At 59.4% G+C, this 15,472-nt stretch carries 10 protein-coding genes and 1 pseudogene; 7 read left to right on the top strand and 4 right to left on the bottom strand.

Annotated elements, in window-relative coordinates:
- Positions 1 to 4 precede the first annotated feature (4 nt).
- A complete protein-coding gene (locus tag VR74_RS10625; RefSeq protein ID WP_299950167.1) occupies positions 5 to 3,169 on the bottom strand; it encodes a glycoside hydrolase family 99-like domain-containing protein in 3,165 nt (1,054 codons plus the stop codon).
- Positions 3,170 to 3,478: 309 nt separating this feature from the next.
- Between VR74_RS10625 and VR74_RS10620 the strand changes: the two genes are divergently transcribed.
- Both VR74_RS10620 and VR74_RS10615 read left to right on the top strand, forming a co-directional pair.
- On the top strand, positions 3,479 to 4,753 hold the full coding sequence (locus tag VR74_RS10620; RefSeq protein ID WP_299950165.1) for a hypothetical protein: 1,275 nt from the start codon (positions 3,479 to 3,481) through the stop codon (positions 4,751 to 4,753).
- Between the two features lie 289 nt (positions 4,754 to 5,042).
- Positions 5,043 to 6,440: a methyltransferase gene (locus VR74_RS10615; RefSeq protein ID WP_045696615.1), complete on the top strand. Its 1,398-nt coding sequence runs from the start codon at positions 5,043 to 5,045 to the stop codon at positions 6,438 to 6,440.
- A gap of 1,172 nt (positions 6,441 to 7,612) precedes the next feature.
- On the opposite strand, the gene rfbC is transcribed toward VR74_RS10615, so the two are convergent.
- Positions 7,613 to 8,170 carry a dTDP-4-dehydrorhamnose 3,5-epimerase gene (gene rfbC, locus VR74_RS10605; RefSeq protein ID WP_045696644.1) on the bottom strand — a complete coding sequence of 186 codons (558 nt, stop codon included), beginning with the start codon at positions 8,168 to 8,170 and terminating at the stop codon, positions 7,613 to 7,615.
- Positions 8,171 to 8,494: 324 nt separating this feature from the next.
- Here rfbC and VR74_RS20880 point away from each other — a divergent pair, with 324 nt between their 5' ends.
- The 5 genes from VR74_RS20880 (at position 8,495) to metK (ending at position 14,408) form a co-directional block, all read left to right on the top strand.
- Positions 8,495 to 9,559, top strand: coding sequence for a glycosyltransferase (locus tag VR74_RS20880; RefSeq protein ID WP_299950161.1), 1,065 nt, complete (start codon positions 8,495 to 8,497; stop codon positions 9,557 to 9,559).
- 98 nt (positions 9,560 to 9,657) lie between these two features.
- Entirely contained in the window at positions 9,658 to 10,818 is a 1,161-nt protein-coding gene (locus VR74_RS10595) for a DegT/DnrJ/EryC1/StrS aminotransferase family protein (RefSeq protein ID WP_045696611.1), read from the top strand.
- A gap of 99 nt (positions 10,819 to 10,917) precedes the next feature.
- Positions 10,918 to 12,318 carry an adenosylhomocysteinase gene (gene ahcY, locus VR74_RS10590; RefSeq protein WP_366462455.1) on the top strand — a complete coding sequence of 467 codons (1,401 nt, stop codon included), beginning with the start codon at positions 10,918 to 10,920 and terminating at the stop codon, positions 12,316 to 12,318.
- 17 nt (positions 12,319 to 12,335) lie between these two features.
- Positions 12,336 to 13,193 (top strand): formyltetrahydrofolate deformylase, encoded by an 858-nt coding sequence (locus VR74_RS10585; protein WP_045696608.1) that lies wholly within the window; start codon positions 12,336 to 12,338, stop codon positions 13,191 to 13,193.
- Between the two features lie 33 nt (positions 13,194 to 13,226).
- Positions 13,227 to 14,408, top strand: coding sequence for a methionine adenosyltransferase (gene metK / locus VR74_RS10580; protein ID WP_045696606.1), 1,182 nt, complete (start codon positions 13,227 to 13,229; stop codon positions 14,406 to 14,408).
- A gap of 30 nt (positions 14,409 to 14,438) precedes the next feature.
- Here metK and VR74_RS10575 read toward each other — a convergent pair whose 3' ends face one another.
- Positions 14,439 to 14,831: a hypothetical protein gene (locus VR74_RS10575; RefSeq protein WP_045696604.1), complete on the bottom strand. Its 393-nt coding sequence runs from the start codon at positions 14,829 to 14,831 to the stop codon at positions 14,439 to 14,441.
- A pseudogene (locus VR74_RS10570) lies at positions 14,825 to 15,472 on the bottom strand (hypothetical protein); the annotation flags it as partial. The pseudogene VR74_RS10570 and the gene VR74_RS10575, both read right to left, overlap by 7 nt.

Raw genomic sequence — 15,472 nt, 5'->3', positions numbered from 1 at the left:
AGCCCTATAACCTTTCCGCAAGACGGTCGAGATAGCGGGCAGCGCGCCGGCGCATGTCTTCGCTGACGTCAGCCAGCTCAGACACGAATATCTGCATACGGCGGATTTCGTCCCACTCGGCCTGTGTGAAACGTAAGATTGTCACGCTCCCTGCGTGCCGACGGTGATAGTTCAGCGGTCGGGGATCGTAGGCGAATTTCCCTTCACCAGCCATCCGTGCATAGACGCACCAATCACCCGCCACGCGATAGTCACGGATTTCGTCCATGTGCTCGTTGAGAACGAACTGCAACGCGTCGTGCCGGAATAACACACCGCTTGCATTTGGAAGTGTGTTCTTCACCGACAGCCCATCGGCGAGTTCGTCGGCCCCTTCCGCCACGAACGGCCGGCGCCAGCGTTTCGGGTCGACATCTACGACGTAATCGAGGTAACTCGCCGAAAGTATCTCACCTTCCGCGCTCACTTGGTTCGACTGAGTATAAGACACCACTACTTCCGGATCCTCGAACGAGGCTGCAGCGGCTTTCAAGAAGTCGCGCGCGGCCCAATCGTCCGCCTCGGCGATCCAGATGATATCGCCTTCGGCGAGGTCCACGCCCTTTTTCCATTGGGCAAACACCGAACCGGAATTTTGCTTGCTCTCGACGAACTGACAACGGACGGAACAATTGTGTAGCAGCTTTCGGGCAACCTCCACACTGTCATCGGAAGATGCGTCGTCCAAGAAAATGATCTCCCACACCGGTAGGGACTGATTCAGGATCGAGGCGATCCGCTGGGGTAGGTGACGGGCATAATTGTAACTCGGCACGATCACCGAAATTTTTGGCACCGGCTCATCCAGAAGGCGTAACATATCGCCGACAAAGCTACGGAAGCCGAACCGGCTACGTGCGATATCCAGCCCACGCAACGCTACCTGGTGCAACCTGCCCGGATCGTCCAACAAGCGCATCAATGCCAGGGTGAACCCTTGTGGATCCGCATCCGGCAACACGGTGACTGCCCCGTCTCCGGCAAGGTCCGCCACGCCACCCGTGCTCGCCACCATGAACACCGGCGTGCCAGCGTCCAACGCTTCGATGGCGGTCGAGGGATACGGGTCTTCCCTTGATGTCAGGGCGAAGGCACTCGCCGCCGCATAGAAACGGCTGGTATCATTTCGGAACCCGACCAGATGAACGTTGTCGGCCGCCGCGCCGCCTTCTGACAGGATACACTGGCAGGCTGCCTCCATGTCCGGCGCAAGCGCACCTACCCAGACGAAATGAAGCGTCGAATCCATAGACGATGCCGCGAGAGCCCAGCGGCAAAATATGTCAACACCTTTGCGCCGGTCGCCATAACCAACCCCAACGACAAAGCGCGCGCCCTTCATCACGCCCAACTCGTCGCTCAAATTGACGCTCGCCAGCGCTTTCTCATCAAGCGAGATCACACCGTCGCGCTTGTACAGCCCTTGCGGCTGGACCACCGGATGCGCCCAGTCATGGCCCAACACTTCCTTCGCTGTGCGGTCCCGCACCGTCTCCGAGGCAAACACAACATGTTTCGCATGTGTGTCGAGTGCCCGAAGCCCAACATCCAACTGCATCAGGGCAACGAGTTCGGGTAACTCGTGCACAAGGCCGATACAATTGATATCCGATTCGGCGAGATATGGCGCGATCCATCCCGAGGCGGAGGAATTGACGATGGCGCTTGTGTAACCATCGGATGCCAACTCACGGATCATCGCTCGCAAATCCTTCTCGTCTGTCCGACCGGGTATGACGTTGATCAGCGGGCCATAGATCCTAAACCGATCTTCGAGCGCGCCCTCTCCACCAGCGATCGTCGCAACGTCGTACCCGAACACGCCATGCAGGGTGGAGATGAAATTGAGTGACAGATACTGCGCCCCATGGCGATGCAGATCATGCACTACCACGATAATCTTGCGGCGCGCATGAACACTTCCCCCGGGCGTATCGTGCACCAGCGCTTCGGGTTCGATACGCGCTGCATCGGCATCGGACTGCAACCCCCGTCGGGTTGCATCCAGCCAGGCATAGCCGTGCGTCAGGTCCGGTTCTATATGAGCCCCCTCCGCCCATTCGTTCCATGAATTGATGAAGACAAGACGCTCCGACGGGTCGTCGAACCGCGCCTCGACATCCTGCGCCGCGTTCCGCAGCCATTTCGCATACCGGTCCGGATCCGTGTTGACGAACACCGTGCCTCGGTTCATCCTACGGGCTGTATTATCCCAGCGCGGCGTCACACCCCGGAACAGAGTACTGGTCGCTTCTCCATAGGACTCGGTCTGCTTCGGCAGGACGCTCCAGTCATAGATCTTGCACTGAAAATTGTCTGCCACCGGATGGACCAAACCCGCTTCCGGCTCCAGCCCCATGTTGTTTGGCGGGAATTCCGTCGCTGCATCGAAGTCGAATTCCGTCGGGTCGGTCGTATCGAAGGATTGCGTGCAGACGAGGTAGATCTCGCCTATGCCGTTTTCGCGGCACCAGTCTCGCCAGCGTCCGGCTGTTGCCTTTGCATCAGGAAGCAGGCCCGGCCGGTAGACCATGACCAGCGGGCGGTCTTTCACGCGCAGATATTTCGAATTGCTGAGGTAGCGGACGAGATAGGAAATGAAGGCGATATCGTCTTCCGGGGTGTGCTGCTGGCCGATCAGCACTTCCTGTTCGCGTCCGTCCCAAGTCCGGCTCCACGATTCGTTCGCCCAACAGAGGCAAAACGGGAAATCGATCTCCTCATCCTCCGCATAGGCTTCGATCGGCGCCTGGAGCAGGCGCTTGCCGGCGAACCAGTAGAAATAAAAGCAAAAGCCTTCGAGGCCATACTGCTTGGCCAGCGCAGCCTGCCGTCGGAGCACGTGCGGCTGTTCGACAAGGTCATAGTATCCAAGCTCTCCTGGTCGGATCGGCTGGTCATGCCCTTCGAACTGGGGCTTGGCCCGCCGCACATTTGTCCACTCGGTGAACCCATCGCCCCACCAAGCATCATTTTCTGGAATCGGATGGAATTGGGGGAGGTAAAAAGCGATGGCCCGGGCCAGCAGCGAAGCAGGTCGCGGCAACCCCGACAGTTCGGCATGGGCTGGTCGACATCCTTCAGCAGGGCTGCGCAATGGCTGCCGAAGGCGCGCTTCAGCCAGCCGCACCTCGTTCGTTTTCCAGTTCCGGTATGTGGCGCTCCAGCTGACTAGGAAAGGCAGGCTCCGAAACACGAACCCCGCAATCCGGTCTTTCGAGCCAGAGGGAAACGGCATCCGCCGCCATACTACTCTTAGTGCCACCGATACGTTCCGGCGAAGTGAGTGGATCACCCCCTCGGCTGATCCATCAGGCTTTTTCACGTCACAACTCTCGTCTAGATTTCCAGCCCTTCCTTCCATTATCTCTGACTGGTTGCAACCAACCATTTCACATGAGCATTTGAACGCAGATCACAGGAATGATAGGTCAGCAGCATGAAAACCGGGTGCTTCACGATCTGTTCGCGCAACTACCTCGCCTATGCGCTGACGCTTCGCGACAGCTTGAAGAGGATAGAGCCTGACCTTGACCTGAAAATCTTCCTAGCAGACGAGCCCATTGCAGGGATGGCCCCTAAAGACGTTGAAATCATACAAATTTCAGATATGCGCGCCGCCGAAGTGCACGATATGGCGTTCCGCTATACAGTTATCGAATTCAATACCGCGGTGAAGCCTTTCTGCTTTGAATACATGTTCGATCAGGCTGGCTACGACTCCGTTATCTATCTGGATCCGGACATCCGCCTATTCGCTCCGATGCAGCAGGTTCACGACGCCCTCGCGGGCGGCGCCTCCTGCGTGCTGACGCCTCATATCCAGCTGCCCCTTACGGAAGATGACACGCTTCTGGAGCTCGACATCATGCGGTCGGGCACCTTCAATCTCGGGTTCGCGGCCTTCGCCAACATACCTGAGGCACGCACTTTCCTCAAATGGTGGAAGAACAAACTACGCACGAACTGCCGAGTGGACCTTCAGAACGGCCTCTTCGTCGACCAGCGATTCGTCGATTTCGCACCCAGCTTTCTAGAACACCTTTCAGTCCTACGCGACCCGGGTTACAATGTCGCGTATTGGAACCTAGCCAACCGCCCCGTTCAGAAAACGGCCTCCGGCTGGACCGCAGCGGGCAAACCGCTCGTTTTTTTTCACTTCAGCGGCGTCACGCCGAGTGCGCCGGACGTATTCTCGAAGCACCAGTCCCGTTTCGACATGACCAATGTCGGTGATGCGGCGGACCTTGTCCGCGACTATTTGGACTGTCTGGCCGCGAACGGTCAGGCGATCTGGTCGACAATCCCCTATGCCTATGGCAGTTTTGCGACCGGGGATCCGATTGTCGACCCGATGCGCCAAGGACCGCCATCAGATCCGGCCGACCCTTTCGCTGCGCCAAACCATACCTTCTGGAATGCGCCCAGCAAGCGCGTGGACCAGACGCCGGGCGCACGCATCACACGGCTGATGCAGGCGATCCACGCGGCCCGGCCGGACCTTCAGGAGGCATTCCCGCTATCGAACGCCACCGGGCGACGTGACTTTCATGCCTGGTTCGTTGCGTATGGTGCCCGTGAATACCGGGCCAGCGACGCCGATCTTGCCGCTGCCCTATCGGAATCTACCACCCGAACACAGACCATCGCCCGCCATTTCGCTCGCCTCCGTCTCGGCTTTTCGAGAGCTCGCGGCCGGCAGGCCAAAACTTAGACGGCCCACGCTCCCACCGCGAAGGAATCAGAAATGCGCAGTTTCCAGTGGCTCCATTTTACATTAATGCTCTCCCGGAATGAAGTCGCTGGCCAAGGGTCACCCTCCCAATTCGCTGGACACATTTCGAGGTACGAATGCCGAATCACGAAGCCGGTGGCGAAAACATGCGACATCGTAGCTTCCACGTGTGCTGCGTTGTCGATCAAGGTCCCCAGTACTTCGCCAAAACTGTGCGCTGGGCATTTGCGCCCGGCATCATCTGGCGGCGGAGCAGTATTGTCTGATCGTGTACATTGTCGGAAACGGCCCGGAAGACCTGATCGCTTGGCTCGGCAGGCAGGACATCGAAGTGCGCTGCACGTTGCGCCCGGTTCCCGAATCTCCGGTCTGCAACGTCATTGCCCCGTTCGTCGATGCGCATGAAGCAGATTGGGTAATGTCGACGAGTACGGATCTGTTGTTTCTCCGGGAACCTTCGGATCTTTTCAAGTCTCTCCGGTTCCGGGCCGTTGCAAACAACTATGGTCAACCTCCTGTCGAAGTGTTCATATACGTTCTGGCTGAATCGAAGCTGGACCGGCCCTACCGGCCTGGTCTCTCCCTCTTGGGAGGTAGAATCGGTATGCGCGAAACGCATATCAACAACATATCAAGCGCCATCGTTGCTGCACCGGCCTCGCGATCACTGGAACTCGCGGACTGCTGGAGGAAATGGGCCCTCTGGCTGGCCGAAGATCCCGACTTGCTAGCAGGAGCGCCCGGCCTTGCCGGTCAGGTCGCCTTTGCGCTCACCATGGAAGAGATCGGGGAGGAAGTCGAGTTCCTGCCACACCAAGCAGCTGCCATCCTTCAATCGCTGACACAGATCGAAACGCCCTATGCCCTGCATCTAGCAGCCGGGCATGTGTCACGCGCAGCCAACCGCTTCAATCGCAACAAGACTCTGCGAAAATTCGGGCTTTGTGCCGGTACAGCCGACGCCATCGGTAGGTTGAATTTCTGCACTCTGGAAGCAGTTGACACGATCAAGACCCTGCCTTCCGCACAAAAAGCACTCGCCACACTCCTCAGTCCCAACCGGTTCGAGCAGCAGACACGCCCCGCTCAGGACAACGATCCGAAGTTCAGCAACCGCTCCTTCTGGGATAATCGGTATACGACGGATATCGAACTCGACTCTGGCGTCGGGTCACGCGGGCAGAACATGCGCTTGAAGCGAGCATTGATTTCGGAGTTCCTCGCAGAGGTGAAGCCCCAAAGCGTTCTCGATGTCGGGTGTGGAGACTTCGAAGTGCTATCGGGCATCGAACTCCCTACGGCGTATCACGGTCTCGATGTCTCGTCCGTCGTGGTCGAGCGCAACCGGAACATGTTCCCAGGAAAGGTCTTCGAAAACATCGACTTCGCAGCCCTTGACGATGTGGAAATCTTCACCGCTGATGTAGTGCTGAATTTCGAAGTGCTGATCCACCAGCATACGTATGACGATTATTTCCGGCTCCTTAGAAACATCGTAAATGCCGCGCGGAAAGGTGGCTTTGTTTCGGGCTATGTCCACGATCCACGACCGCTGTTGCACAGTGCCATCATCTCTCGGCACGAACCGCTCACTGAGACACTGGGGAAACTGGGCGCAAAAAACATTAAGATCCGGGCAAAGTCGCCTGACACCGATGCGATGTGATTCGTTTCGTTTGAACGCTGAAAACTAGGCAAGACCTCTCCTGGACAAACCCTCACAGCACAGGCGCGATCATGACCGTCAGATCGGTTGCGCGCGTTGTCCAGAGCGGCACGCAGCACGTGGAGGTTGCTGTCCGAGGTCGGAAGCGGCACCCAGGCAGGCGGGGCAATAGCCGTCGTGTTGCGCGAACCGTGGCTTCGCGAATTTCCTCCAAAAACCGATCCGCCCGCCGACAGGATGATGCTCGTCACCCCGTCTGAAGAAGTATCAAAAATGCCCCGCATCACGCCCTTCGACGGAGACACCGAACCGAGCAGGTTGGCGAGATAGCCGCTGATGTCCAGATCGACCACCTCCGAAACACTATCGCTCGTCGAATAAGGATCGTCGAGGCGCAAAACGTCACCACTGGTCCAACCCACGACATGCGCAACGTCTTTCACGCATTGGTCGGTTGTGGCAATGCTCTCGTTCACCCAAGTGACTTCTGATGGGATTTATTAGTATTCCGTATCCCGACAACAGCATTGTCCCGAATAATACCAACTATACCTCTTCGACCATTGCTGGGTTGAGAGTCAGAGTCGCACTGCTAACTCTGTTGAGCGTATCGGTGCGCGGCGTTCTGGGTCGCGACGCGTTGAAGCGCTATGTTTGGTGCACAAGAGAAGGAAAATTCTGCGCGACAGACAGGCCAATTTTGGCGCGTTCCGAAAATCCGCTCTGGAACGCTACAAGCGCCGAATTCCCCGCATTTTACTTCTTAATCACCTTACGTGCGTGGCCGCTGCCCGGCGACACATTATCATGCATCAGCAACTCGGCATCGGCTTTGACGGACAGATGATTGATATTGGCGGCAGCAGCGTTGATACTAAGACATACCACAGTCCAGCCTATAAGGCTGCGCCGTCATGCGGCTTAAACCGGTCGCGTACAACATCGAGCACGACCCAGCGGGCACAAGGCATCGATGAGTTTCACGTGTTTTCGTGCTTTGTTTGGCAACAGGTAAGGCGGTTCCAGGCGGGCAGATGAATCCATGGCGGAACTTCGGGCTATTCAGGCGCCCGCAATGTACGCCCGCTCCCTGTGCGGTCCCGTGCGTGCCGTCACATTTCCGGCTGGATTGGCCCGGCCTGCTCAACAGGCGTCGTTCAATCCTGCATGGCTTACTGTAAGAATGGCGTTTTGAACGCTGCAAAGGACTGCGCCTGCGCATCCTTGACCGATAGTGTTGCCGCACTCGTTGGCAGACCCCATTCGATGGCGAGCGTCGGATCGTTCCACACGACGGCGCCGTCACATTCCTTCGAATAATAATTGTCCACCTTGTAGGCGACCTCGGTGTCCGGCTCGCGCGTCACAAAGCCGTGCAGGAACCCGCGCGGCAAAAAGATCTGCACGCCATTTGTCGCGCTCAATTCGGCGCTCACCCACTTGCCATAGGTCGGCGAGCCACTGCGCACATCGACAACCACATCCAGGATCGCCCCGCGCAACACACGGACCAGTTTCGACTGCGCAAACGGGGGCGCCTGAAAGTGTAGGCCTCTCACCGTTCCAGTCGGGGCTGACAATGAGTGATTGTCCTGCACGAAGTCTGCTGTAATCCCGGCCGCCTTGAACTGTGCCGCATTGTAGGTTTCGCTGAAGAACCCGCGATCGTCACCAAATCGCGCGGGGGTGACAAGTTTGACATCGGGAATCGCAAGGGATTCTACTTTCAAAGACATCGGACTGATTCCTTCTGTATTTCAGTTGCCACCGCGCATTGCACAGGATCGCCCCACTGGCCAGACGTCATGCTGGCTCTTTGACAGGGCGGCGGGCTCGAAAGCATTTGAAACGTCATGAAATGCTTGCGCAGCTCCAGTCAGGCGGGCATACCATAAGCGGTGAACGGGACAGAACCATTCGAAAGTACGGTATTAGATTTGCCCATAGGAGCGTCCTTCAGAAGTGGAAAGTCGGCGGTAAGGCGGCTTATCCTGCCCCGGCCGCTCACGGCGGATGTTCTGACCAGCCCACAAGGCCAGATTGTGGTTGCTGGCATGTTCCGAACCGCCAACGGCATTGGCCGCGCCGCCCTGAGCTGTTATCGCGCCCTGCGCGCTGAAGGCCTCGATCCGATTGCTGTCGATCTGAGTGGCCTGTTCAATCAGGTTGATGTGGCCAGTCCGGTGCCGCTGCAGGAAATGCCCGCCGACAGAAATGGCACGCTTATTCTCTACGCAAACGCGCCTGAAACCGAGCGGGCCCTGATGGGGCTTGGCCTGCGCCGATGGCACAAGTGGCGCATCATTGGCGCCTGGGCCTGGGAATTGGCAACCACGCCGGCCGATTGGGCCCGCCAGACCTGCTACCTGTCAGAGATTTGGGCTCCCAGCCGGTTTGTACAGCAGACTTTCGAAAGCCAGTTTGCCCTGCCCGTCCACACAGTACCTCATTATCTGCCCGTTCACGCCCACACGAAAGCCTGGCCGACCCCTGCCAATCGTGGAGACACGACACTTCGCGTTCTGACGATTGCAGATGGTCGTTCGTCCTTTCACCGGAAAAACCTGCTCGCCACGATGCAGATGTTCTCGAAAGCCTTTCCAAACAATGAGCCGGTCCATCTGACTGTCAAATGCCGCAACCTGTCTCTCTACAAGTATTACGAATCTGCAGTCATGGCATACGCTGACAAGGACCCCCGGATCGACGTGATCGACCGCAGCTTTTCCGAGGAAGAACAGACGCACTTGCTGTGGAACAGCGACATCGTCGTCTCCTCGCACCGGGCAGAGGGATTTGGCATGCATCTCGCCGAGGCCATGGCCGCCGGACGCGCCACGATGGCGACTGGATGGTCCGGAAACCTCGAATTCATGACGGACCAGAATTCAGCGCTGTTACCTTACGTATTGAAGCTGGTGGATGACCCGTCCGGCATCTACAAGTCCATGCCCGATGCGCGCTGGGCAGACGTCAATATCGATGCCGGATCGCTCGCCCTGCGTGAACTGTATGATTCGCCCAGGAAACGCCACGTAGTGGCCACCACCGCCCGACGGGACGTCAGCGCCTCCCTGAGATCGCGCACCTATTCGGAAGCTCTTGGCATTATCGCTTAACACCCGGGCGAAATACCATGTAATCAGGCGTTACTTGCCGGCGGTCTACCGTGTCCTTATGTGCTGCGCCATTCGACACATTATACACGGAACCCGCCATGCCCTTGCCATTCATAGACCTGCAAGCCCAGCGCAAACGTATCGAGACCGAGATCAACGCGGCCATTCAGGGTGTGGTGGAAAGCGGGCGCTACGTTCTGGGCCCGGAAGTGACCGAACTGGAGAAACAGCTGGCTGCATGGTGCGGTGCCAGCCACGCCGTCAGCTGCGCCAACGGCACGGATGCCCTCGCGCTCGCCCTGATGGCCTGGGAACTTAAACCCGGCGACGCCGTGTTCTGCCCGAGCTTCACCTTTGTCGCCACGGCGCAGGTCGTGCCATGGCTCGGGGCCACGCCTGTCTTCGTGGACATTGATGCGGCTACATACAACATGGACCCTGCCTCCCTGCGGGCGGAGATTGCCTCGGTAAAGGCGTCCGGCACGCTCAACCCCAAAGCGGTGATCGCTGTTGACCTGTTCGGGCAACCGGCAAACTACCCTGAAATAAAAGCGATTTGTGACGAGTTCGACCTGAAACTGATTGCCGACACGGCCCAAGGCTATGGCTGCACGCTGAACGGCAAACATCCCTCCAACTGGGCTGATATCGCGACAACCAGCTTCTTTCCGGCCAAGCCGCTGGGGTGCTATGGCGATGGCGGGGCCATCATCACGAATGATGCGGCCCTGGCCGAACGCATTGAATCCCTTCGGGTTTACGGCAAGGTCACGCCGACCGACGCGGCGACCCGCAATTTCCATCACGACCCCAAATATCTCAGCCTGCGGGTGGGCATGAACTCGCGCCTCGACACGATCCAGGCCGCCATCCTGCTCGAAAAGCTCAAGATCTTCGCTGACGAGATCGATCGCAGGCAAGTGATTGCAAACCGCTATGCCGAGGGGCTTGGTGGGGCGATCAAAGGTGTTCCGGGGGTTATTGAGGGTGGCCGGTCGGTCTGGGCGCAATATGTCATCGAACATGACAACCGTGACGGCCTGCAGGCCCACCTCAACGCAAATGGCATTCCCAGCATGGTCTATTATCCGGTGCCGATCCACGAACAGGACTTCGCCCTGCGCTATGCCCCGGCCAAGGGACACCTCAAGGTCACCGAAGCGGCGAGCCAGCATGTCCTTGCCCTGCCCATGCATCCCTACCTAGAACCCTCTGACCAGGACCGCGTGATTGATGCGGTCCTTGGCTTCAACGGCTAGGCCAGCAATCTCCGAACGAAATTTTGCAGGCAGCGTGATCCTTGCTGCGTTGCCTTTGCCTGCGCGTCATGCTAACGCCGCATAAACATATAAAGGAACATTGATATGGCCCAGGACTACCACGTCGCCGACATCAAGCTGGCTGAATACGGCAACAAGGAAATCGCCATCGCAGAGACCGAGATGCCGGGCCTGATGGCAGCGCGCGAAGAGTTCGGTCCGACGCAGCCGCTCAAGGGCGCGCGCATCTGCGGCTCGCTGCACATGACCATCCAGACGGCTGTCCTGATCCAGACGCTCGAAGCCCTTGGCGCACAGGTGCGCTGGGTGTCGTGCAACATTTATTCGACGCAGGACCACGCCGCTGCTGCGATCGCCGCGAACGGCACGCCAGTCTTCGCCTACAAGGGCGAAACGCTGGAAGAATACTGGGACTATACCGACCGCATGTTCCAGTGGCCGGACGGCGAAGGCCCGAACCTGATCCTCGATGATGGCGGCGATGCCACCATGTACCTGATCCTCGGCGAGCGCGCCGAAACCGATCCTGCCTTCCTGGAAAAACCAGGCTCGGAAGAAGAGAAATTCCTGTTCGCGCAGATCAAGAAGCGCATGAAGGCCAGCCCCGGCTGGTTCGCCAGGACCAAGGCCGGTATCCGCGGCGTGTCCGAAGAAACGACGACCGGCGTCAACCGCCTGTACCAGTTGGAAAAGAAGGGCGAACTCCCCTTCCCGGCCATCAATGTCAACGACTCGGTCACCAAGTCCAAGTTCGACAACAAGTATGGTTGCAAGGAATCGCTCGTTGATGCGATCCGCCGCGGCACGGATGTGATGATGGCCGGCAAGAAAGCCTTCGTTGCCGGGTATGGCGACGTGGGCAAAGGCTCGGCTGCATCCCTCGCTGGCGCGGGCGCGCGCGTTTCAGTGTCCGAGATCGATCCGATCTGTGCCCTCCAGGCTGCGATGGACGGCTTTGATGTCCTGACCATGGAAGACGCCGCCCCGAAATTCGACATCTTCGTCACCGCGACCGGCAACAAGGATATCCTGACCGTCGACCATATGCGCGCGATGAAGGACATGGCCATCGTCTGCAACATTGGCCATTTCGACAATGAGATCCAGGTCGAGGGCCTGCGCAATTTCGAATGGACGAACATCAAGCCACAGGTCGACATGATCACTTTCCCGGATGGCAAGCGCATCCTGCTCCTGTCGGAAGGCCGCCTTGTGAACCTCGGCAATGCCACGGGCCACCCGAGCTTCGTCATGTCTGCCTCATTCACCAACCAGACACTTGCGCAGATCGAACTCCACCTGCGCGCCGACGAATACGAGAACAAGGTCTACACCCTTCCCAAGCATCTCGACGAGAAAGTGGCCCTGCTGCACCTTGAAAAGCTGGGCGCCCAGCTGACCACGCTGTCAGAAGGCCAGGCCGACTATATCGGCGTGACGACCGAAGGCCCGTTCAAGCCGGAACACTACCGCTACTAGGCGGCGCAAAGCGGCGAATGGTTCAGGAACACATCCTCACACTGGCCTGTCCTGATAGGGTCGGACTGGTCGCCACGCTGGCAAGGCTGATGGAGCGGCACGGCTGCTTCATCGCCTCGTCACGCACCTTTGGCGACCCGGATACCGGGCAGTTCTTTGCGCGTATTGTGTTCCAGTCCGAAGCGGGCGACGCCGTGCCTGAAGGCTTGCGGAGCGATCTTGAATCTGCTGCGGGCGACCTGAACGCAATGTGCGGCATCCACACGGCGAGCCAGCCTGTGAAGACACTGCTGCTGGTTTCCAAGTCAGATCATTGCGCCAACACGCTCCTCTACGGCGCACGCCGGGGCGAGCTGCCGATCGCGCCGGTTGGGATTGTGTCCAATCATACGACGCTCGAAGCCGGCTTCGCGCACTGGAACCTGCCCTTCTTTCATGTGCCCGTGACGGCGGACACGAAAGCAGATGCCGAACAGCGCCTGTTCGACCTGATTGATGAGACCGGCGCCGAACTGGTCGTGCTTGCCCGCTACATGCAGGTTCTGAGCAATGACGCCTGCACGCGCCTGTCTGGCCGCTGCATCAATATCCACCACTCCTTCCTGCCGAGCTTCAAGGGCGCCCAGCCCTACCATCAGGCCCATACGCGCGGCGTGAAGGTGATCGGTGCGTCTGCCCATTACGTGACGCCCGATCTCGATGAAGGCCCGATCATCACGCAGGCCACGGAGGCCATCGATCACACGTTCAGCCCGGCTGACATGATCGAACTGGGCCGCCATCTTGAAGGCACCGCGCTGCTGCGCGCCGTCAAGGCCCATGCAGAGCACAGAATTTTTATCAATGCTGGCAAGACGGTTGTCTTTGCCCGATAGTCCCGACCGCACCGCTTCTGAGGAAACGACACCATGAAGATGAACGATTTTGAATTTACCAGCGAGAGCGTCGCCGAGGGCCACCCGGACAAGGTCTCCGACCAGATTTCCGATGCCATTGTCGACCTGTTCCTGACGAAAGACCCGACGGCCAAGGTCGCTGTTGAAACCCTCACCACGACCAACCGTGTGGTTCTGGCCGGCGAAGTGCGAACGAACAATGGCGCCGTCGTCACCCATGACGAGATGATCCAGACCGCACGCGATGTGGTGAAGAAGATCGGCTACGAACAGGACGGTTTCCATTGGGAAAAGCTGGACGTCAACTGCTATGTCCACGGACAGTCCGCCGAGATCGCGCAGGGCGTCGAGGAAGGCCAGGGTCTGTTCACTGAGGAAGGCGCAGGCGACCAGGGCATCATGTTCGGCTATGCCGCCGACGAGACGCCCGAACTGATGCCCGCCACGCTCGTCTACTCCCACCAGATCCTGCAGAAGATGGCCGAACTGCGCCATTCGGGTGAGCGTCCGGAATTCGAACCTGACGCCAAGAGCCAGGTGACCCTGCGCTATGTCGATGAAAAGCCGGTCGGCGTGAACGCCATTGTTGTCTCGACCCAGCACAAGGCCTCAGCGACGCTGGAAGAACTGCGCGAACTCGTTCGCCCGATCGTGCAGGGCGTACTGCCCGAGGGCTGGTTCCCGCCTGAAGACAAGTTCTACGTCAACCCGACCGGAAAGTTCGTCATCGGCGGTCCCGACGGCGATGCCGGCCTTACAGGCCGCAAGATCATCGTCGACACCTATGGCGGCGCTGCGCCCCATGGCGGCGGCGCGTTCTCGGGCAAGGATCCGTCCAAGGTCGACCGGTCTGCTGCCTATGCAACCCGGTATCTCGCCAAGAACGTCGTCGCGTCCGGACTCGCCAAGCGTTGCACGATCCAGGTGTCGTACGCCATCGGCGTGTCGCAGCCCCTGTCGGTCTATGTCGACACGCACGGCACAGGCCTTGCCGATGAGGCCCGCATCGCGAAGACCCTGCGCGAGCTGTTCGACCTGTCGCCCAAGGGCATCCGTACGCACCTGAAGCTGAACAACCCGATCTATGCCGGCACGGCGGCCTATGGCCATTTCGGCCGCACGCCGGGCAAGGGTGGCACATTCACCTGGGAACAGACCGACCTTGTCGACGAACTCAAACGCCTGATCAACTAGCCTGGCGCCCGGCGCTTCGGCGCCGGGCCGTCACATCGCGATCGTGATCTGGTCGATGCGGGCGCGCTCCTCGCCGCCGCAGACAATGCTGATCGTCTCACGCTTCGCCTTTCCGGCGGATTCGCGATAGCCCGCATGTCCGGGTACAGCCGGTCCGCCCGGCGACAGTTCGAGCGTGAGCAGGCCGGGTGTGCCGCTGGGCACCGGCGTCAACAGCCAGGGCCGGTCATCATCAAGCGAGAGCGCCACGATCATCTTGTGATCGCCCGAACCAATTCTTGGCATCTGGTCCACCCAGGCTGTGGCGCGCGTCACCGCCGGGCAGTCTGAAACAGGCTGCTGGGGCGACAGCATATTGCTCCACAGGGTGCAGCCACCCATCGGGGCCAGCATCAGCGACAGGAGCCCCGCGCGCCTTACCATTTCGTGCCCACAGCGAACCAGGCGACGCTTTCATCCTCTGAACCACTGATATGGTTCGGCGATGTCGACAGCGCGGCCGAGGCTTCGCCCGTCCAGTCGCCGAACAGCCTGAACCTGTAGCGGGTTTCATAATCAATCTGGCGGCCGCTCGGCGTCAGGCCCGCTTCGATATCGGACTGCACGATGGCCCCCCTGTCATCGATACCGGTCGGCGCGAGAAAGCGGATCGTGCCGGTTTCGGCCCGGCGCGGCTGCGCGATGACCAGGCTTAGCGCGCCCGGCCCTGCCGGATGGGCGGCCCCGAGCGACCAGCGGCTGGTCCAGATATCGCGGCTGTCGACGCCCGGCAGGTCGACGCTCGCCATTTCCATGCCCGAAGACAGGGTCAGGCGTCCGAACGGGTTCCATTCGCCCTCCAGTGAATAGGCTGTCATGGCGGTCTGGTCGGTTTCGCCGAAACGGTCCTGCAGGCTGCCGCCCAGCGCGGTCTGTGTGTCCGAAGCCGACGAGATGCCGGCCTGGACGGACCAGAACCGGGCGTCGCGGCCTAGGCTGACGCCTGTCAGCGAGCGCGTCTCCTCGGTGGCGGTAAACAGGTCCATTGTCAGGCCGAACGCGGTCTCGTGGCTGACGCGGGCCCA

Origin of the sequence: Hyphomonas sp. BRH_c22 (genome assembly GCF_000961795.1) — a bacterium.
In the GTDB taxonomy this organism is placed as follows: domain Bacteria; phylum Pseudomonadota; class Alphaproteobacteria; order Caulobacterales; family Hyphomonadaceae; genus Hyphomonas.
The sequence above is the reverse complement of the archived record's forward strand: the minus strand, read 5'-3'. Positions and strand labels throughout refer to the sequence as shown.

Coding starts and splice junctions, on each gene's coding strand:
- VR74_RS10620 (WP_299950165.1), top strand. CDS start 3,479: ATGAAAACCGGGTGCTTCACGATCTGTTCGCGCAACTACCTCGCCTAT.
- metK (WP_045696606.1), top strand. CDS start 13,227: ATGAAGATGAACGATTTTGAATTTACCAGCGAGAGCGTCGCCGAGGGC.
- VR74_RS10575 (WP_045696604.1), bottom strand. CDS start 14,831: ATGGTAAGGCGCGCGGGGCTCCTGTCGCTGATGCTGGCCCCGATGGGT.
- VR74_RS10585 (WP_045696608.1), top strand. CDS start 12,336: ATGGTTCAGGAACACATCCTCACACTGGCCTGTCCTGATAGGGTCGGA.
- VR74_RS10595 (WP_045696611.1), top strand. CDS start 9,658: ATGCCCTTGCCATTCATAGACCTGCAAGCCCAGCGCAAACGTATCGAG.
- VR74_RS20880 (WP_299950161.1), top strand. CDS start 8,495: ATGTTCCGAACCGCCAACGGCATTGGCCGCGCCGCCCTGAGCTGTTAT.